Source organism: Methanococcoides sp. LMO-2 (assembly GCF_038432375.1).
GTDB lineage: Archaea > Halobacteriota > Methanosarcinia > Methanosarcinales > Methanosarcinaceae > Methanococcoides > Methanococcoides cohabitans.
In genome coordinates this window covers 165,492-184,775 of record NZ_JBCAUS010000003.1, presented here as the reverse complement: position 1 = coordinate 184,775, position 19,284 = coordinate 165,492, and the positions used below count along the sequence as shown (strand labels likewise).

The following is a 19,284-nucleotide window of genomic DNA, read 5'->3' as shown; positions in this document are numbered from 1 at the left end:
TCTTGCTCACATTGAGTTCAATCTGCGTATCCTTTCTTCTGTGGACGGGTGTGTCCTGAAAAGTTTCATCAGTGAACTGCCTCTCAGAGGGTTGACGATGAACATATGTGCCGTGTTCTCATTTGGCTGTACATCGTTCCTGCGTGGCTGATAGTGCTGTGCGCCGGATTCCAGTTTGGAAAGTGCGCTGGCAAGTGCCCATGGTTTCTGTGAGATACGTGCTCCTTCCGCATCGGCTGCGAATTCACGTGAACGGGAAATTGCAAGCTGGATTATGGTCGCAGCGAGAGGTGCTACAATTGCAAGTGCAATGAATCCTACGATATTGCTTCCTCCGTTATCGTCCCTGCCACCGATACCTCCAAAGATCGCAGCCCATCTTGCCCAGGTTGCTATCATTGTGATAACACCTGCAATGGTCGCTGCAACTGCACTGATAAGCGTGTCACGGTTCTTTACGTGTGCAAGCTCGTGTGCCAGAACACCCTCGATCTCTTCCGGTGTCAGAAGGTTAAGGATGCCGGTCGTGGCTGCAACTGCTGCATGTTTAGGGTCTCTTCCTGTTGCAAATGCGTTTGGCATGGACGTTTCAACAATGTAGACCTTAGGCATTGGGAGGTCTGCACGCATTGCAAGTTTGCGTACGATCTCGTACAGTTTCGGACTTTCAGATTCTGTGACCTCTTTTGCATGGTACATCCTCAGGACGATCTTGTCACTGTACCAGTAGCTCCCGAAGTTCAGGACAATAGCAAAAGCAAATGCTATGAGCATTCCGGTAGGGCCTCCAACAAGACGGCCCACGATGACCAGAAGTCCGGTCAGGGATGCCAGCAATAATGTGGTCTTAAACATATTCTTCATTTTCTACCTCATTTTGGGGTGGATTTCATTTAGTTGATTGGATCAACTACCATTTCAATATATCCACACATACCCTGTAATCCATTGCATTGTAGTTCTATATAAACATTGTGCCATCTTATTTAAAGAAAGGATTATAATTCCAGCTTAATTCTGCCATTTCAAAATATCACAAGACAAAAAAGGAACAAGAAAAAAGTAAGAAGTAGAAAAAGAAAAAGAAGAATGAACTGCGAACAGTTCAGACCTCTTCGATGGTTAGATTTTCGTCCTCATCAAGCTCTGAAAGTGTGGCTTCCAGTTCGTCAAGGTCGCTTTCAAGGTCCTCGATCTCTGAATCTGTCAGCCCGACTCCTTCTTCTGCAAGAATCTCATCTGCTGTTGGTGCTTCGGCATCAACCTCATCATCTGCAGGCTGGTCACCCACACAACCGGAGAAAGCGAGTCCGATCAGGAGGATTGCGATAATTCCAATGTGCTTAAAGCTGGCCACTATTAGTCCTCCTGATTTCCATTCTCATCTCCATTGTGGCCTGAAGTTTCTGTTTCTGTTCCCTCACTTTCAGTTCCAGAAGCTTCAGACTCCTCTTCGTCCTCATAATCAAACTCGATGTTACCAGTGATCTGCTCATTTGTTAATGAGGTTCTGTTCTCAATCTCTGAAATGATCTCTTCTTCATCAGTCATGTTGAGATCAAATTCATCCACTGTATCATCGATTTCCACTATGGCAGATGCGTTATTTTCAAAGATCTTTACTTCGATCTCGATCTCTTGTTCATCTTCCTCTTCATCGTCAACGTCTTCTTCATCATCAACTTCTTCAGCTTCTGTAGCATCTCCTGCAAACTCGGTTACAAATGCTTCGTTACCTTCGCCAATCCTGTATTTTCCCTCTCCTGAGAGTGAAGCACTTCCAGAGCCTTCTGCGAAGACTGTCATATCTTCTCCGCGTACCATGATGGTGAGCCTGGTTCCGTTAATGATAGCATCGCCGGTGAAGTCATGGTATACAAGTGCATGATCTCCTTCGTCTGCTCTTTCTTCATTCACCAGGTCATATTCTCCGGTGACATTGATGTATGCATCCCCTTCAAGATCCTTGATCACAAGCATTGCATCTGTTGCGTTGATGGTAACATTAAGCTGTCCGGAAAGGACGATGGTTCCGTCACCCTCTGCATTGAGAGGTCCCTCGCCTTCCATGTGGACAAATCCTTTCCTGTTTTGCTTCATTTCCTGAAGGAGTTCTCTGATCTTTTCGTTAGCTTCCCTGGTCTTATCGATAGCATCCTCGATCTTTCCCTCTTCCCGGAGTGATTCAGCTTCAGCGATCAGTTCGTTATACTCATCAAGCATTTCCTGAAGTTCTTCAACATCCTGTCCGTTCTGCTCCATTTCATTTATTTCGTTCTGCAGGCGTTCAGCTATGCGATTGGCGTTGGCAATGTGATCATCGAGATGTTCTCCTACTCTCAGTGCAGTGAATCCCCTTATATCCTTTATTGCATCCTTCCAGACCTTCCTGATATCTTTCAGTGCATTTGAGAGGTCTTTTCTTGTTTCAGCGTCTTCAACATCTCCCCTAATCTCTTCGAGCTCTGCGATGTAATCGTTAATGGTTGCATTCACATCGTCATTCTGCTGCTCTTCCTTGATATTGTCAAGGCGTATGATCATGTAATCAATGGTCCCATTGAGATAATCTTTGGATTCATTGATCATTTCCTCAGAAGTAAGCTGACCTCTTGCCTGCTTAGCCTTGACATTCTGGAATTCAGATGTCATTTTATTATAGTCATTCTTAGCTTCCTGGAAATTTGTTCTTAACCTGTCCCTGTCCTGTGCAGGATCGAAGTCATCATCGGTAAGATTTTTCTTCAATTGTCCCGGAGCAGTCTCAAACCCATCCCCATTTGCTGCAAGTGCACTGATGGGCAGAAGACTGACCACCATCAGTACAGCAGCGATAATTGCAAAACATTTCATCGTTCCTCTTTTCATTTCAGATTCCTCCATTAGTCATGGAATAAACTTACAAAGCAATATTCGGGATATTTGAATATATACTTACTTTAGAACTTGATCACTCATCCTCTCACATTCGTGAATAATGAGGGTGTTTACAGGCATTATAATTTCATTAAAACTTGATGGTCGCATATTTGTAAAAAAGAAGTTTTGAAAATCTTTTTATTTTAAATTAAAACTTTAATATCCGATTTTTCTGTAATTAGCTGTATTTTCCTCTGTCATGCTTGCCGAAAATATGTGACTTGCATCAGGTAATCTGGTATCACTGGTCAAAAAGATCTGAAAAATGGCTTTGGGAGTAACAATAAACTATTATAGTTATCTCTCATAATATTGCACTGTGAAGATCAGGAGTCTATTTGTTCTCAGTATATGCGTCTTAACATGCCTCTTTTCAGCAGTTCCGGTAAGTGCTGAAGAAACAGCTACCATCCACGGTGCTATCTATGAGTGGGATACCTTCCAGTTGATGGAGAATGTGATCATCGAAGTGAACTCCACACCGCCACAGTCTATCGTGGCGAAATATGGTGTGTATTCCATGAACCTTGCTCCGGGAGAATACCTGATCACCGCAACTTATTACGAGAACAACACGCTTACGGCTTCCACTCAGGAAACCATAACCATCGCCGATGATGGTGACTATATTATAGACCTGATCCTTCTTCCCTCATATGACAGCGATCTTTCAGAGGACCTTGATCTTTTGAATATCAGCGCTTCACTGGAAGAAGACGCAGAAGCAATTGAAGGTGAATCCGATGATCGTACTTTGATCTATATCGCGGGTCTTGTTATCCTTATAGTAGCAGGGTCCGGTTTCTATCTGTTCTCTGGGAAGAAAAGGAAGAAAGATGTCGATGAAGGGATGCAAATAGCTTCTGTTGTAGAAGATAGGTCGGAGGCGGCATCACCTGAAGATCCTGAGGTCAGTAAAGAGTCAGTAGCTACTGAAGATGTTGAAGTGGAGGAGCAGGCCCCTTTGCCTTCAGACCTGCAGGAAGTACTTGATATTATCAGGTCCGGTGGTGGAAGGATCACTCAGAAGGACCTCCGTTCGAAACTCAGCTATTCCGAAGCAAAGGTCAGCCTGATAGTTTCAGATCTTGAGAACCGGGGACTTGTGGAGAAGTTCAAGAAGGGTAGGGGAAATGTCATTCTAATTCCCGATGAGCATCGATAATTGTGATGTTGTATCTTAGCCTGTTCCCTTGAACAGTTCTCTTTATTTTTCTTAATCTATGGGCCTTTCTATCAATACATTTATATGAAGAATAACTAAGAGGAAAGGCATGAGAGTTTCAATGGATATCGAACTGAAAGATGCTCCCGGACAGTTGCTTCTGGCTCTGAATCCGATCTCAGAGCTGAAAGGGAACCTTAAGTCCATCGTACACCACCATGAAGAACGAACTCCAAGAAGTACCATTCCGGTACAGGTAGTGTTCGAGGTGGAACCTGAGAACCTCGATCTTATTATTTCACGTCTTGAAGAGAATGGTATCGGTGTTGCCAGGGTAGATGAAAAACGCTTTATGGAACATGGTGCGGTCATCCTGATAGGTCATATTGTTCATACTGACATACAGGATACGATCGATACTATTGACAAGACCGGCTTTGCAGAAGTAGTGGACATCTGTCTTTCCATGCCTCACATTGACACGCAATCATCTGCTTCACTGAAGATAGATGCTGTTGGAAGGAAAGAACTTCATGAGGCAATGTCCGTGTTAAGGGAAGTGGCACAGAAGAAGGACCTGCTGGTAGTAGAGCCCATAGAGGCCGATTTTGCATAAAGGTGATGTTTCAATGAGAAAAGTACGCGCATCCATTATTGGATTTGGTTCAGTAGGTCAGGGCGTTGCAGAGGTCTTGCTGAAAAAGGACGATGAGCTCAAGTCTCTTGGAATTGACATTGATGTAGTGGCAATATCAGATTCAAGGGGATCTGAGGTCAACACCGAAGGAATTGACCTGAAAGCTGCTATTGAAAGAAAACGTGAGTCCGGCACAGTGGCCGTTGAAGATCTCACAGGCGAATACGTCATCAGGAACGTTGAACACGACGTTGTTATCGAGACAACACCTACCGACATCGAGACCGGCGGAACAGGGCTTGTCAATATGCTTGCTGCTTTTGAGAACGGCAGGGATGTCGTAACCTCGAACAAGGGTCCTCTTACACTAAAATACCAGGAACTCATGCAGGCTGCCGAAGGATCCGATTGCAAGTTCAGGTTCGAAGCTACCGTTGGCGGTGCAATGCCTATCATCAATCTTATTAAAAGCACACTTGCAGGTAACGAGATCAAGAGCATAGAGGGTATCCTGAACGGAACCTGCAATTACATCCTTACGCGTATGATGGAGGAGAAAGCTTCATACGAGCAAATGCTTGCTGAATCCAAGGAGCTGGGTATTGCGGAGACAGATCCTACCTACGATGTGGAAGGTATCGATGCTGCATGCAAGCTTGTGATCCTTGCAAATTCTATCTTCGGGCAGAATGCCACTTTCCAGGATGTTGAGGTGACCGGTATTACCAAGATCACACCGGAATCACTTGCTCTTGCATACGACGATGGTTATGTTATCAAACTGATAGGAGAGGTAAAGAAGGACCGTCTCCGGGTATCCCCACGTCTTGTGCCTGCTTCCCATCCTCTGGCAGTTGGCGGGACACTTAACGTTGCATCAGTGCACACCGATCTTGCAGGCACGGTAACCGTTACCGGAAGAGGTGCCGGTTCAATTGAGACTGCAAGTGCGATATTGAGTGATGTAGTATCCATCTACAGGGAATAAGCCTCTCTCAGTGGTGCTATTAGAGAAGATCTAAAGGAAGTTATCTGCATGACCGATTTCAAAGAATTCGCTGATGTGTGCAAGAGAATAGAACATACTTCAGGTTCACTGGATATGACGGACATCGTCTCAAAGATGTTCCACTCAGTATCTACTGAAGAACTTCCGATTGTTGCACATTTCGTCATGGGTGATGTTTTCCCTGCATGGAGCACTGAACAACTGGGAGTCGGTCCAAGTCTTCTCTACACAGCTCTTTCCAGGTCATCAGGTCTTCCGCTCAAGGAGATCGAGACCCTTGTAAGGAACACCGGTGACATCGGTGAAACTGCTATTGCAGCACTGAAAAAGGAAACTCGTAACCAGGCTACATTCTCTGCTTTTATGGATGAGACTCCGTCTCTTTCCATCATGGAAGTATTTGAGAGGTTCAACAACATCTCAGGGACGACCGGTAAAGGTTCACAGACGACCAAGATCAAGAACCTGCAGTATCTTTTCAATTCAGCAACTCCTGAGGAGGCCCGTTATCTTGCAAGGCTGGCAATAGAGGACCTTCGTATCGGTGTTGGTGAAGGTATCGTAAGGGATGCTATCGCCAAAGCTTTCGGTGTCCCTGCCGGGGATGTAGAACGCGGTTTCATGCTTACCAACGATCTCGGCCTTGTGGCAGTTGCTGCAAAAGAGGGAGGTGTGGAAGCTGTTTCACAACTTGGCATGGAACTGAACCGTCCTATCAAGATGATGCTGGCTCAGGTCACTCCGACAATTGAAACTGCTATCAGTGATCTTGGTGTTGTGGCGGTTGAATGGAAGTTCGATGGTGCCAGGGTCCAGATACATAAGGACGGGGACAACATCAACATCTTCTCAAGACGCCTTGAGAACGTGACAGGCTCACTGCCTGATATAGTCCAGGCCGTGAAAGATCATGTAAAAGCAGATACTGCAATTCTCGAAGGTGAGGCAGTTGCTGTGGACGAGCACGGTAACCCGAGGGCTTTCCAGGACATCCTTAAGCGTTTCAGGAGAAAGTATGATGTGGAGACCACGGTCCGTGAGATCCCGCTGACACTGAATCTTTTTGATCTTCTCTATCTTAACGATGAGATCCTGATAGACATGCCACTTACCGACAGGAGAGATGCCTTGGTAGATTGTGTGGAAAATACCAATGGTATCAGGGTCGATGAACAGGTGCTTACCAAAGATCCGGAAAAAGTGAATGAGATCTACTCCGCAGCACTGGCTGCAGGGCATGAAGGTGTAATGATCAAGAATCCCGATGCACCATATTCTCCTGGAAAAAGGGGCAAGAACTGGTTGAAGAAGAAGCCTATCATGGAGACCCTCGACCTTGTTGTAGTCGGTGCGGAATGGGGTTATGGCAGGCGTGCAAACCTTATCGGCTCTTATGCTCTGGCATGCTTTGACCCGGATGCCGGCGATTTCCTTCCTATTGGAAAGGTAGCCACCGGTTTTTCAGATGAGCAGCTTGCAGAACTTACTGACCTTCTGTCCGACCTGATCGTTGTGGAATCAGGAAGAGAGATCGAACTAAAACCCGAGGTTGTTTTCGAGGTTGCTTTCGAGGAGATCCAGAAAAGTACCAATTACGAATCCGGATATGCACTAAGGTTCCCAAGGCTTGTGAATGTCAGGGACGACAAGTCCCCTGAAGAAGCCGAGACCCTTGAGCGTATTGAGAGCATTTATCTCTCGCAGAGAAGTTGAATTCAGATTAAATTAAAATAAAGTTTGATCTTAAGTTAAGATCAAAACTCTTTTTAATATTTAAAAACGATTATCTGCCGAGCTCGGCATGAGCTCTTGCCAGATGACCGGCAGCCTGTGCACCTATCAGTGAGATCTCACCTGCGAGGACTGCTGCTGCAACTATTTCTGCCAGTTTCTTTGAGTTCTCGCCCGGAACCTCGCCGGCCCCTGCAACTCCCAGCAGGTTAAGGCAATCTCTCTGGGTGCCGATACTTGTTCCTCCGCCCACAGTACCTACCTGTACTGATGGCATTGTAACTGCACAATAGAGGTCGCCGTACTCGGTCACTTCCATTGTGGTGATGGCGGTACTGCCTTCCACCACATGGGCTGCATCCTGTCCGCATGCAAGGTACAATGCTGCAACGATGTTGGCTGCATGTGCATTGAATCCAAGGGCTCCTGCTCTTGCTGAGCCGAGCAGGTTCTTCCTGTAGTTAACCTCCTCCATCATCTCAGGGGTTGTCTTCAGCTTCTTTTCGACAATTTCCTTTGGAATGGTCACGTCAGCTGCAACGGTCTTTCCCCTGCCGAGGATGTTATTGATGGCTGCAGGTTTCTTGTCTGTGCACATGTTCCCGGAAAGGGATATAGGATAAGCTCCGAACTCATCGGAGATCAGATTGAGTATCGCATCGGTTGCAATGGTGACCATGTTCATTCCCATTGCGTCCTTTGTGTCGTAGGCGAACCTTAAGAAAACGGTGTTTCCAGTGACGTATGGTTCAACGCTGATGAGCTCGCCGAAGCGTGTGGTCTCACCTGCTTTTTCCTTCATCTCTTCGAAGGTTTCAGGCTTCCTTATCCAGTCAACGAACTTTCTTGCGTGAGCAACGTTATCCATCTTAAAAACAGGTGCACGGGTCATCTGGTCCTGGAATATCCTTACGTTTGCTCCTCCGGATGCTGTGATTGCAGAACATCCGCGGTTCGTGCTGGCAACAAGGGCACCTTCTGTGGTTGCAAGGGGGAGAATGAACTCATCGTTGGCATATTCCCCATTTATTTTGATGCCGCCTGCGATACCGAGGGGTATCTGTATGGCACCGATCATGTTCTCTATGTTGCGTTTTGTAGCTGACTCGGCATCAATAGTGTAATTGTGGATGTGTTCGAACTCGACACCTTCCAGCTTCTCAATTGCAGATTTCCTCAACCTGATGGCGGTGTCTTTGTCCGTGTATGCATCGATCTTCCTTAGAGGGATCTCTCCTGAAACAAGCTTCTCAAGCAATTCCTCTTCGCTAAATGTAGGTTCGGTATTTGATGCCATGATATTCCCCTGTCATATAATGCTGGATTATTGGTCATAGGTTTTGATGTTATTTATATTTTGATATGTATTAAAACGCTATCATGCAACTCATTATCCTTTTTATGTAGGCCTTTCCGGGAAAAGGGTTTCAGTCGGCATCATCATTATCATAACTATAGTCTTTACTGGAGATAAAGTTAAATATCAGACTGGCAATATTTTAATGGTGGGCCATATCACAGATATGGCTGCAAGAGAGGGATGAAACAAACCGTTGTACGACGGTTAGGTTGGTATCATTCAAGTTTGATTGCACTTGCCTACCAAGGACTTTGTAACAGGTTTCAGGCAGGTGGTTACATAGGTGGTATTGAATGATTGATTCGAACAGTCTTACAGGACATCATGTTGCCAGATTGAATTCCAGTTCGAAAGAGGAGTTCAACAAATGGCGCAAAGAATGGCTTGTTGAAAATGCGAAATCCAGGCAGTTAGAGACCTATAAAGAGATGACCGATTGTAGTACTAACAATGGGTTCTGGGCCTGGTATCTTGAAAAGCATAATGATCTGACGCGCAGATATAACAATCTTTATTCTGATATAACTGCAAGGGACTGCAGGGAGATGGAATTTAGTAAATCCAGTTCAGACTTTGCTATTTCTCCAGGAAGTAGTGACCTTGACAGGATCAGGCAGGAATTCATCAAGCATGACAAAGAGGCCATCGAGCGCATTACAAATAGCCTGAGCAAGATCGGGCTTGCAAAAGAGGCGGAAGAGCTCGCTTCAGCGAAACCGATGGAAAAGAGGACAATTTCCACACTCGACAGGTTCTTTGACTCATTACATGAAAGGGAATTCAACGATTTTCAGATAATTGATTTCTATCTGTCGCTTTCTCCGGAAGAGCGTATCTCACTGGGTTGCAAACCATAATCGAACTATACTTTTGGAGATCAGGTTTTTTGATCCAATTTAGATACATCTGTAAATTTTCATCAAATTTTTGTCCGGATAAAGTTCTATTTCTCGAAAATATATGAACAATGTAGGACACAACAAATTTATAATATAGTTTTGTCTACATCATAGTACTGATTTGTTCATTTTATATGTGAGGAATATTTATGGAACAGACTAAGATCTTACTTGATGAAAACGAGATGCCAAAAAAATGGTATAATATCCTCCCGGATATGCCCACTCCACTGGCTCCTCCACTAAACCCTGAAACAAAAGAACCATTGAACCCAGAGGACCTTGCACCTCTTTTCCCTATGGAGCTTATCAAACAGGAAATGAGCAGTGATAGGTATATTGATATTCCTGAGGAAGTCCTTGAGATCTACAAGCTCTGGAGACCTGCTCCTTTATACCGTGCACACAGGCTTGAGAAGCTTCTCGACACTCCTGCAAAGATCTACTATAAATATGAAGGTGTAAGCCCTGCAGGCAGCCATAAGCCGAACACTTCAGTTGCGCAGGTCTATTATAATGTTAAGGAAGGCACTGAGAGAATTTCCACCGAGACCGGAGCTGGTCAGTGGGGAAGTGCACTTTCACTTAGCTGTAATTATTTTGACGTTGAATGTAAAGTCTACATGGTCCGCTCCAGCTTCGAGCAGAAACCATACAGGAAGTCCCTGATCAATCTCTGGGGAGCAAATGTAGTTCCTTCCCCAAGCCCTGACACAGCGTTTGGAAGGCAGATCCTTGAGAAATATCCGGACACATCAGGCAGCCTTGGTATTGCTATTGGTGAAGCTGTAGAGGATGCCGTGATGAACGATAACACCAAATATGCACTTGGCAGTGTGCTTAACCACGTCCTGCTTCACCAGACCGTGATCGGTATTGAGGCACAGAAGCAGCTTGACAAGGTAGAGGATTATCCTGACGTTGTCATCGGATGCTGTGGTGGCGGAAGTAACCTTGGAGGTATTGCCCTTCCATACATGAAGGACAAGATCGAAGGCACCCATGATCCACGTATCATCGCTGTGGAACCATCCGCATGTCCAACACTCAATGACGGTAAGTTCGAGTACGACTACGGTGACATGGCAAAGCTCACACCACTCATTAAGATGTACTCACTTGGTTATGATTTCATTCCACCTGCCATTCATGCAGGCGGCCTGAGATATCATGGATGTTCTCCTATCATCAGCCAGCTTGTTGCTGACGGGCTTATGGATGCAACAACATATCACCAGGTAGAAGTATTCGAAGCAGGTGTCATGTTCGCCCGCAGTGAAGGTATCCCACCTGCACCGGAGTCCACCCACGCTATCAAATGCGCTATCGATGAGGCACTCAAGTGCAAGCAGACCGGCAAAGAAAAGACCATCCTGTTCTGTCTCAGCGGACACGGTCACTTCGATATGTACTCATACGACAAGTACTTCAGCGGCGAGCTTAGCAACGATTAATTCCGGAAAGCGGCTTTAACGGCCGTGTTCCTTTACTTTCTTTTTTCTTCGTTTTGCAATCGCATTGCAGAAACATCTCTTTTCAATATCTGATCTTCAGATCAGCTTCGGACAGATATCATTCATAACACACTTATCACACTTCGGTGATACCGGCTTACAGATGGTCTTCCCAAATAGTACCATCAGGCCGTTGATCTCTTTCCACATATCCTTTGGGACCACTTTTTCAAGTTCGATCTCCGTTTCCTCAGGAGTCTCAGTCTCTACAAGTCCCATCCTGTTGGATATGCGATGTACATGAGTGTCCACGGCAATGACATCTCTGTCAAAAGCATAGTTCAGGACACAATTGGCTGTTTTCCTGCCAACTCCCGGAAGCTTTACAAGCTCGTTGATGTCATCCGGAACGATCCCGTCGTATTCATCCAGAAGCATGCGGGAGATGTTGATCAGGCGCTGTGACTTGACCTTATAGAACCCGACGTCCTTTATGAGTTCCTGAATTTCATCCACGTCGGCAGTTGCCATCTTCTCAGGTGTGTCAAGAACAGAAAAGAGCCTCTGGCTTGTAGGTATTGTTACCTCATCCCGGGTACGCTGGGATAGTACCGTGGAGATCAGAAGATAGAAAGGGTCACGGTTGATATGGAAATAACCTTCAGGATATAGTTCTTTAAGCCGGGAAATGATCTCTTCAACATACATCAAAAGATGTAGAACCCTGAGTTATTTAGTCTTTTGTAACAGATACCTGTCCACGATCCTACGAAATTAACTTATACGATACATGAACAATCGCTGTAAAGTGATGTGAAATTTCCATGCTGATAAAAGAGCTTGACATTCCCGAAGATATCATCCGTTTTTATGAAGATTCAGGCATCAAGGAGTTGTATCCTCCCCAGGCTGAAGCTGTTGATAATGGTCTTCTTGAAGGAAAGAACCTTCTTGCTGCGATACCCACAGCTTCAGGAAAGACACTCCTGGCAGAGCTTGCAATGCTCAAAGCTATCCGCAACGGCGGTAAAGCGCTATACATAGTTCCGCTTCGGGCACTTGCCTCTGAGAAGTTCGATCGTTTCAGGGAACTTGCACCTTTTGGTATCAAAGTTGGAATCTCCACAGGGGATTTTGATTCAAGGGACGAATGGCTGGGTTCGAATGACATCATCGTGGCAACCTCGGAAAAGACCGATTCCCTTCTGCGTAACGGGACCTCATGGATGGAGGAGATCACAACCATCGTCGTTGACGAGGTGCACCTGCTGGATTCCAAGAACAGGGGTCCCACACTTGAGGTCACGATAACAAAACTTATGCGACTGAATCCGGATTGCCAGATAATTGCTCTTTCTGCTACAGTTGGAAATGCTCGTGAGATGGCAGACTGGCTGGATGCATCGCTTGTCTTAAGCGAATGGAGGCCCACCGACCTGCATGAAGGTGTTTTCTTTGGTGAGGCTATCAACTTCCCGGGCAAGCAGAAGAAAATAGGGCGCCGGGACAAGGATAATGCCACAAATCTTGTTCTTGACACGATCAGCGAAGGCGGCCAGTGCCTTGTCTTTGAGAGCAGCCGCCGAAATTGTACCGGATTTGCTAAGACTGCATCCAACAAGGTTGTTAAGCTGCTTGACCGCGAGGTTCTCGGGAAACTGGCAGTGATGGCAGAAGAGGTGGAATCCACCGGTGAGACTGATACGGCAAAGGTGCTTGCAAATTGCATAAGGAAAGGTGTTGCTTTCCATCACGCAGGGCTTAATTCATCCCACCGAAAGATAGTTGAAGATGGTTTCAGGCAGAACCTAATCAAGGTGATATCCAGTACTCCAACACTTGCAGCCGGGCTGAACCTGCCTGCAAGGAGAGTTATCATTAGGAACTACCGAAGGTTCGATGCGAATTTCGGGATGCAGCCGATACCTGTACTCGAATACAAGCAGATGGCAGGAAGGGCAGGGCGTCCCCATCTTGACCCTTACGGAGAATCTGTGCTGCTTGCCAAGGAATATGCGGAATTCGAGCAGTTGCTGGAGAACTATGTTGAAGCTGATGCTGAGGATATCTGGTCGAAGCTTGGTACCGAGAATGCACTGAGGACACACGTTCTTTCAACAATTGTGAACGGATTTGCATCTGACCGGAAGCAGATGATGGAGTTCATGGGTTCGACGTTCTTTGCTTTCCAGCAGGATACCTGGAGCCTTGAGGAAGTTATTGACGATTGTATCGAATACCTGGCAGAACACGAAATGGTCTTAATGAATGAAACCCTGGATCCTGTCTCCCTTAGCTCGACCCAGCTTGGGAAACTTGTTTCCATGCTCTATATCGATCCGATGTCAGGGGCAAAGATCGTGGACGGGCTGAAAAAGGCTGTTAATGTGAACGATATGACGCTGCTTCACCTTGTATGCAGTACGCCGGATATGAGGCAGTTGTACATGCGAAGCGCTGATTATACAAGGGTCAATGATTTCGTGATGTCACATAGTGATGATTTCATCGAGATCCCGAATGAGTTCAAGGCTATCGATTATGAGTGGTTCCTGGGTGAGGTGAAGACCGCAATGCTGCTGGATGAGTGGATCCGCGAGATCCCTGCAGACGATATCACGCAGCACTTCAATGTTGGTGAGGGTGATATCCATGCTCTTGCGGATACTGCTGAGTGGCTGATGCATGCGACCACGAAGCTTGCAGAACTTCTGAAGGTTGAACATTCTTCCCATGCCCACGGCCTTGAGAAGAGGATACATTACGGTGCCAGTCCTGAGCTCATGCAGCTGGTTAGTATCAGGGGTGTGGGACGTGTGCGTGCACGTAAGCTCTATGAGGCCGGATTCGTGTCACTGGCAGAGCTCAAAAAGGCAGAATATTCTGTGCTATCCAAACTGGTGGGCCCAAAGGTGGCTGCAAATATCCTTTCGAACATCGGTGTTCGTGTTAAGGAGAAAGTCGGTAAGAGCACACCTATAAATTCAAATACTCTAGATACATTACTGGACAAAGAGCAGAAAACATTCAGTGATTTCCAGTAATGTTTTAACAATCCAACGGACCTGAACCTGCGATATGTGGTGCGGTTCCTGTCCTTTCTTAGATTAATAATGAGATGATCACATGCTGTACAAACACCTATCCGATGTCACCGAAGAAGAGCTGGATAAGCTTCTTGACCGCACAGGAGAGCTGATGGACGTATCTGAGACCGTTTCATCAATACTCCATGACGTGCAGGAAAAAGGCGACGACGGACTGCGTGAATACACAAAGAAGTTTGATAAAGCAGATATCCAGGCCATTGAAGTTACTCCTGAAGAGATGGAAGAGGCAATGGGTCTTGTTGATGCTGAGCTTATCAGGCACCTCGAGATCGCAGCGGAGAACATCAGGAACTTCCATGCAGCACAACTTCCGGAGAAGACATGGTTCATCGAACCTACTCCTGGTATCAAACTTGGCCAGATGGCAACACCTCTTGCATCGGTTGGTGCCTATGTGCCGGGAGGCAGGGCTTCCTATCCTTCCACTGCGCTCATGACGATAATTCCTGCAAAGGTTGCAGGGGTCAAGAGTGTTGTAATGTGCACACCACCCGGGCCTGACGGAAAGGTCAACCCACTTACACTTGCAGCAGGCAAGGTTGCAGGTGCAGATCACATTTACAAGCTTGGCGGAGTCCAGGCGATCGCAGCAATGGCCTATGGTACGGAATCCGTATTGAAGGTCGCCAAGATCGTGGGTCCAGGAAACGTCTTTGTTACCGTTGCCAAGATGATGGTGCGTGACAAGGCAGAGATCGATTTCCCTGCCGGTCCAAGTGAAGTCCTTATCATTGCAGATGATTCTGCTGATGCTGGTATGATCGCATCCGATATCCTTGCACAGGCAGAGCACGATCCGAAGTCTGTTTCAGTTCTTGTGACAACTTCTGCTGAACTGGCAGAGCAGACGAACGCCGAGGTCAAAAAGCAGGCAGATGCTGCTGTACGTAAGGAGATCGTTGATTCTTCCCTTGAGAATGCAGCTATTATCGTGACCGATACCATGGATGAGTGCATCTCTATTTCCAATGATTTCGCACCTGAGCACCTTGAGATAATGGTAGAAGATGATGATGCAGTACTTGAAAGGATCGAGAACGCAGGTTCCATCTTTGTCGGCAATTATGCTCCTGTTGCAGCAGGTGATTATGCATCAGGTACCAACCACGTGCTCCCGACAGCCGGTTATCCAAAGCTTTACTCCGGTCTTAACATCCACCACTTCCTGAAGTATTCCACCATACAGAAGATCACAAAGGAAGGTCTTGGTTCAATTGGTGAAACCATCATTGCTCTTGCTGAAAAGGAAGGGCTGCAGGCTCATGCTGATTCAGTAAAGCTCAGGCTCAACGATTGAAAGTTCCTAAATAACTTTTCAATCGTTACTTATTTAATAGGTTAGCCCCAACAATTAATTTACTAAGTTATTTCTAACAGTTTGAATATAATGGGGTGCTTATATGAAAATCAGAGTCGTAAGTAAAAGAGACGAAATTCCAAATCTAGATGCCGGTGAAAAGGTCATCCATCTTGCATTCAGACCATCCAACGAAGATATTTTCACCCTTATAAAACGGTGCAAGGATGTGGAGGTCATCCAGATCCCGACATCATATCGCCGTACCGTGTCCAAATCCATAGAGATGTTCCTGGATATGCAGGGTATAAGACTTGTTGAAGGCGATGTATGGGGTCACAGGAAGGACATCAATGAGTACTACAGTATATCTCCTGCCGTCATTGAGAGGATAAAGGAGATGAAATCTGAAGGAATCGCAGACGATGAGGTCGCAGAGAGACTTTCACGCGAAAGCAAGCTTAACAAGGAAATGCTTCTTTATATTCTGGAAAAGGACTGATCGCTTTCATGTTGCCCGTTTTTTTGGGTAACTTCCTGTTTTCTTTCTCCGGCCTTTTTCTTCAGATCTTAATACTTGCAAATGCTGAAGGGCTTTTGTTCTTAATGTTTCGTTGCCACCCCTTGGAATATAGTATCAATCTATTTATTGTATCAAGTTCTTACCATCAGAAAATAGAAATTGAGGATATCTGGTAATATGGCTCAAAAATACGGAAAAGTATATCTTGTAGGCTCAGGTCCCGGTGACCCTGAACTGATGACCCTGAAGGCACGCAGACTTATGGACACAGCTGATGTTATCGTTTATGACCAGCTTCCTGGAAAGCAGATCCTGGACACCATGCCTGAAGAAGCTGAAAAGATAGATGCCGGCAAACATGCAGGCGATCATACACTGACCCAGAGCGAGATCAACGATGTGATCGTTGAGAAGGCAAAGGAAGGCAAGAATGTGCTTCGTCTTAAGGGCGGCGACCCGTACATGTTCGGTCGTGGTGGAGAAGAGGCTGAGGAACTTGTCAAAGCAGGCATTGAGTTCGAAGTAGTACCCGGTATCACATCTGCACTTGCAGCCACAGCCTATGCAGGCATTCCGGTAACCCACAGGGACCATGCTTCAATGGTGACCTTCATAACAGGACACGAGGACCCTACCAAGGAAGAGACAGCCCTTGACTGGGAGACACTTGCAGCTTTTGGCGGTACAATTGTAATCTTCATGGGCGTCAAGATGCTTGAGCGTAACATGAACGAGCTCATGAAATTCGGAAAGGATCCCGAGACACCTGTTGCAATGGTTGAGAGGGGAACACGTCCTGACCAGCGCGTGACAGTCGGAACAGTCGGTACCATCGCACAGATCTCAAAGGAGCAGAATGTAAAGGCACCGGCACTTACCGTAATTGGTGATGTTGTCAAGCTGCATGAGATACTCGGTTCCATGATCTGAAGAGTTCGCAAATTGCTACCTGATAGTAAATTTAAGTGATATTCGATAATTTATATTTGATAATTAAGAGATGTTCATATGGATGCAACTGATCGTAAGCCTGTAATTGCAATCATGAGACCTCAGGGATATGTGTCAGGTTCCCGGAAACTTGCGGAATCATTTGGTTTCGATGTAGTGGCCGTTCCCATGATCGAGCTTGAGGCCATGAAGGATGAGTACTTCGACGAGTTCACAGAGAATGTATTCTCACGCAGGTCCGATTATGTGATATTTACAAGTGCCAATGGCATTGATTTCACTCTGGACAAGATCCCGGAGGACAGGCGTGATGAATTCATCGAAGCTCTCAACGAGACCAAAGTGATCGCAATCGGCCCGACCACCCGCAAACAGCTGGAAAAGCTTGGTGTGGATGTTCTGGGCATGCCTGGAGTCTACAGCTCGGAAGGATTGGTGGAATACCTCTGTCCTGATGTGAAAGGCAAGAACATCGATACTGCAAGGAGTGCTTACGGTTCAACACTGCTGATCACCGGCCTCAGGGATTGCGGTGCTAACGTGCTTGAGACAAAGGTCTACACCCTGACCATGCCAAAGGGACCACTTCAGGAGGAGCTTATTACCAGAAGCCTCAACAGGGAGATCGATGTCTTTGCATTTACAAGCTCCATGATGGTGCGCAGTTTCTTTGACCAGGCAGCATCAATGGGAGCAGGCGAGGAGATCAGGAAAGTCCTTGCAGATTCACTTGTGGCTGCCATCGGCATTCCAACTGCCAATACCCTGAAGGAACATGGGGTTGAAGTGAACGTCACACCTGATGAATACACTTTCAAGGAAATTCTCAGGGTTGCTAAGGAAGCACTTGAGAACAACTAAGTGAAATTTTAAAAACGAAAAACGGAAATCAAAAAAATTGATCAATTGACTAATATTGCAGGAGGATCACAATGATAGGAATCTCAAAACTCTATTGCGGAACCGTTGAACCATCAGACGCCCTTCGTTACGGGCGGGATTCAAAACGTCTTCCGTCACACCTGCTGCAATTTGCAAAGGACAAGAAGCCTGTTGTAGTCTGGAACGTGACCAGACGCTGCAACCTTCGCTGCGTTCACTGCTATGCACAATCAAAGGACATTGATTACAAGGACGAACTTACCGCCGAGCAGGGCAAGGAACTGATCGATGACCTTGCAGAGTTCGGCTCACCCGTGGTCCTTTTCTCAGGCGGAGAACCCCTGATGCGCAAGGATCTTCCTGAGCTTGCCGAATACGCAATCTCCAAAGGACTGCGTGCGGTTATCTCAACCAACGGTACTCTCATCGACGAGGAAATGGCAAAGACGCTCAAGAAGATCGGTCTTTCCTATGTGGGCATTTCTATTGACGGTGTGCGTGAGACCAACGATAAGTTCCGTGGCATGAAAGGTGCTTTCGATGCTGCAATGGCAGGTCTTCGCAATTGCCAGAGAGAGGGCATCAAGGTGGGACTGCGTTTTACCATTAACAAGCAGAATGTAGCTGACATTCCTGCGATATTCGATATGCTTGAAGAAGAGAACATTCCACGTATCTGCTTCTACCATCTGGTCTATGCCGGAAGGGGTACCAAGATCATCGATGATGACCTCTCACTGGAAGACAGCCGCAAGACGGTGGACCTGATCATGGACCGCACAAAGCAGCTTCATGACAAGGGATTGCCTGTTGAGGTCCTGACAGTGGATAACCACTGTGATGGTCCGTACATCTACATGCGACTGGCAGAGGAGAACCCTGAACGTGCAGATGAGGTTTACGAACTCCTGCAGATGAACCGCGGTAATTCCACAGGTATCGGTTTTGGCTGCGTTTCATGGGACGGTTCAGTACACCCTGACCAGTTCTGGAGACACTACACCTTTGGTAATGTGAAGGAAAGAAAGTTCAGCGAGATCTGGACCGACCTTGACGATGAGCTTATGGCAGGTCTTAAGGACAGGAAGCCTCTCATCAAAGCAAATGCCGACAGGTGTGCAAAGTGCAAATGGTTCGATGTCTGCAACGGTAATTTCCGTGTACGGGCCGAGGCTGTTTATGGCAATGTCTGGGCGGATGACCCTGCATGCTACCTGACAAAGGAAGAGATCGGTTATTACGACGACGAAGAGTGAGCTCCAGATCTCGCTTCTGGAGCGCGGACCGAGGTGATGAGCTACGCTCAACACCTCACTGACAATTTATAACACGGGATAAATCCTTCAC

17 protein-coding genes are annotated in these 19,284 nt (G+C 46.4%); 12 read left to right on the top strand and 5 right to left on the bottom strand.

Features of this window, described 5'->3' with window-relative positions:
* Positions 1-6: 6 nt before the first annotated feature.
* The 3 genes from htpX to WOA13_RS06055 form a co-directional block, all read right to left on the bottom strand.
* On the bottom strand, positions 7-864 hold the full coding sequence (gene htpX / locus WOA13_RS06065; protein ID WP_342127056.1) for a zinc metalloprotease HtpX: 858 nt from the start codon (positions 862-864) through the stop codon (positions 7-9).
* 241 nt (positions 865-1,105) lie between these two features.
* Positions 1,106-1,357, bottom strand: coding sequence for a hypothetical protein (locus tag WOA13_RS06060; RefSeq protein WP_342127055.1), 252 nt, complete (start codon positions 1,355-1,357; stop codon positions 1,106-1,108).
* Positions 1,358-1,359: 2 nt separating this feature from the next.
* Entirely contained in the window at positions 1,360-2,868 is a 1,509-nt protein-coding gene (locus WOA13_RS06055) for an AAA family ATPase (protein ID WP_342127054.1), read from the bottom strand.
* Positions 2,869-3,238: 370 nt separating this feature from the next.
* Between WOA13_RS06055 and WOA13_RS06050 the strand changes: the two genes are divergently transcribed.
* The 4 genes from WOA13_RS06050 (at position 3,239) to WOA13_RS06035 (ending at position 7,443) form a co-directional block, all read left to right on the top strand.
* On the top strand, positions 3,239-4,084 hold the full coding sequence (locus WOA13_RS06050) for a helix-turn-helix transcriptional regulator (protein WP_342127053.1): 846 nt from the start codon (positions 3,239-3,241) through the stop codon (positions 4,082-4,084).
* 109 nt (positions 4,085-4,193) lie between these two features.
* Complete coding sequence (locus WOA13_RS06045) at positions 4,194-4,700, top strand: amino acid-binding protein (protein ID WP_342127052.1); 507 nt, start codon at positions 4,194-4,196, stop codon at positions 4,698-4,700.
* Positions 4,701-4,713: 13 nt separating this feature from the next.
* Positions 4,714-5,709: a homoserine dehydrogenase gene (locus WOA13_RS06040; protein ID WP_342127051.1), complete on the top strand. Its 996-nt coding sequence runs from the start codon at positions 4,714-4,716 to the stop codon at positions 5,707-5,709.
* A 48-nt stretch (positions 5,710-5,757) separates the two neighbouring features.
* A complete protein-coding gene (locus WOA13_RS06035; RefSeq protein WP_342127050.1) occupies positions 5,758-7,443 on the top strand; it encodes an ATP-dependent DNA ligase in 1,686 nt (561 codons plus the stop codon).
* Positions 7,444-7,513: 70 nt separating this feature from the next.
* Here the strand turns inward: WOA13_RS06035 and hmgA are convergent, their stop codons facing one another.
* Entirely contained in the window at positions 7,514-8,758 is a 1,245-nt protein-coding gene (gene hmgA, locus WOA13_RS06030) for a hydroxymethylglutaryl-CoA reductase (NADPH) (RefSeq protein WP_342127049.1), read from the bottom strand.
* Between the two features lie 356 nt (positions 8,759-9,114).
* Between hmgA and WOA13_RS06025 the strand changes: the two genes are divergently transcribed.
* Complete coding sequence (locus WOA13_RS06025; protein WP_342127048.1) at positions 9,115-9,678, top strand: hypothetical protein; 564 nt, start codon at positions 9,115-9,117, stop codon at positions 9,676-9,678.
* Positions 9,679-9,869: 191 nt separating this feature from the next.
* Positions 9,870-11,174 carry a TrpB-like pyridoxal phosphate-dependent enzyme gene (locus WOA13_RS06020; RefSeq protein ID WP_342127047.1) on the top strand — a complete coding sequence of 435 codons (1,305 nt, stop codon included), beginning with the start codon at positions 9,870-9,872 and terminating at the stop codon, positions 11,172-11,174.
* 96 nt (positions 11,175-11,270) lie between these two features.
* On the opposite strand, the gene nth is transcribed toward WOA13_RS06020, so the two are convergent.
* Entirely contained in the window at positions 11,271-11,882 is a 612-nt protein-coding gene (gene nth, locus WOA13_RS06015; protein ID WP_342127046.1) for an endonuclease III, read from the bottom strand.
* A 116-nt stretch (positions 11,883-11,998) separates the two neighbouring features.
* On the opposite strand from nth, the gene WOA13_RS06010 reads away from it, so the two are divergent.
* The 6 genes from WOA13_RS06010 to ahbC all read left to right on the top strand — a co-directional run bounded on the left by WOA13_RS06010 (position 11,999) and on the right by ahbC (position 19,193).
* A complete protein-coding gene (locus WOA13_RS06010; protein ID WP_342127045.1) occupies positions 11,999-14,218 on the top strand; it encodes an ATP-dependent DNA helicase in 2,220 nt (739 codons plus the stop codon).
* 82 nt (positions 14,219-14,300) lie between these two features.
* Entirely contained in the window at positions 14,301-15,581 is a 1,281-nt protein-coding gene (gene hisD, locus WOA13_RS06005) for a histidinol dehydrogenase (protein ID WP_342127044.1), read from the top strand.
* A 103-nt stretch (positions 15,582-15,684) separates the two neighbouring features.
* Entirely contained in the window at positions 15,685-16,083 is a 399-nt protein-coding gene (locus WOA13_RS06000) for a DUF1699 family protein (protein ID WP_342127043.1), read from the top strand.
* A 198-nt stretch (positions 16,084-16,281) separates the two neighbouring features.
* A complete protein-coding gene (gene cobA, locus WOA13_RS05995) occupies positions 16,282-17,034 on the top strand; it encodes a uroporphyrinogen-III C-methyltransferase (protein ID WP_048205700.1) in 753 nt (250 codons plus the stop codon).
* 78 nt (positions 17,035-17,112) lie between these two features.
* Complete coding sequence (locus WOA13_RS05990; RefSeq protein ID WP_342127042.1) at positions 17,113-17,916, top strand: uroporphyrinogen-III synthase; 804 nt, start codon at positions 17,113-17,115, stop codon at positions 17,914-17,916.
* Between the two features lie 71 nt (positions 17,917-17,987).
* Positions 17,988-19,193: a 12,18-didecarboxysiroheme deacetylase gene (gene ahbC / locus WOA13_RS05985; protein ID WP_342127041.1), complete on the top strand. Its 1,206-nt coding sequence runs from the start codon at positions 17,988-17,990 to the stop codon at positions 19,191-19,193.
* The last annotated feature ends 91 nt before the right edge of the window (positions 19,194-19,284 follow it).

Excerpts from the sequence above, each read along its gene's own strand:
- htpX (WP_342127056.1), bottom strand. The coding sequence starts at position 864 with ATGAAGAATATGTTTAAGACCACATTATTGCTGGCATCCCTGACCGGA.
- WOA13_RS06055 (WP_342127054.1), bottom strand. The coding sequence starts at position 2,868 with ATGAAAAGAGGAACGATGAAATGTTTTGCAATTATCGCTGCTGTACTG.
- WOA13_RS06045 (WP_342127052.1), top strand. The coding sequence starts at position 4,194 with ATGAGAGTTTCAATGGATATCGAACTGAAAGATGCTCCCGGACAGTTG.
- WOA13_RS06040 (WP_342127051.1), top strand. The coding sequence starts at position 4,714 with ATGAGAAAAGTACGCGCATCCATTATTGGATTTGGTTCAGTAGGTCAG.
- WOA13_RS06035 (WP_342127050.1), top strand. The coding sequence starts at position 5,758 with ATGACCGATTTCAAAGAATTCGCTGATGTGTGCAAGAGAATAGAACAT.
- hmgA (WP_342127049.1), bottom strand. The coding sequence starts at position 8,758 with ATGGCATCAAATACCGAACCTACATTTAGCGAAGAGGAATTGCTTGAG.
- WOA13_RS06025 (WP_342127048.1), top strand. The coding sequence starts at position 9,115 with ATGATTGATTCGAACAGTCTTACAGGACATCATGTTGCCAGATTGAAT.
- WOA13_RS06020 (WP_342127047.1), top strand. The coding sequence starts at position 9,870 with ATGGAACAGACTAAGATCTTACTTGATGAAAACGAGATGCCAAAAAAA.
- nth (WP_342127046.1), bottom strand. The coding sequence starts at position 11,882 with ATGTATGTTGAAGAGATCATTTCCCGGCTTAAAGAACTATATCCTGAA.
- WOA13_RS06010 (WP_342127045.1), top strand. The coding sequence starts at position 11,999 with ATGCTGATAAAAGAGCTTGACATTCCCGAAGATATCATCCGTTTTTAT.
- hisD (WP_342127044.1), top strand. The coding sequence starts at position 14,301 with ATGCTGTACAAACACCTATCCGATGTCACCGAAGAAGAGCTGGATAAG.
- WOA13_RS06000 (WP_342127043.1), top strand. The coding sequence starts at position 15,685 with ATGAAAATCAGAGTCGTAAGTAAAAGAGACGAAATTCCAAATCTAGAT.
- cobA (WP_048205700.1), top strand. The coding sequence starts at position 16,282 with ATGGCTCAAAAATACGGAAAAGTATATCTTGTAGGCTCAGGTCCCGGT.
- WOA13_RS05990 (WP_342127042.1), top strand. The coding sequence starts at position 17,113 with ATGGATGCAACTGATCGTAAGCCTGTAATTGCAATCATGAGACCTCAG.
- ahbC (WP_342127041.1), top strand. The coding sequence starts at position 17,988 with ATGATAGGAATCTCAAAACTCTATTGCGGAACCGTTGAACCATCAGAC.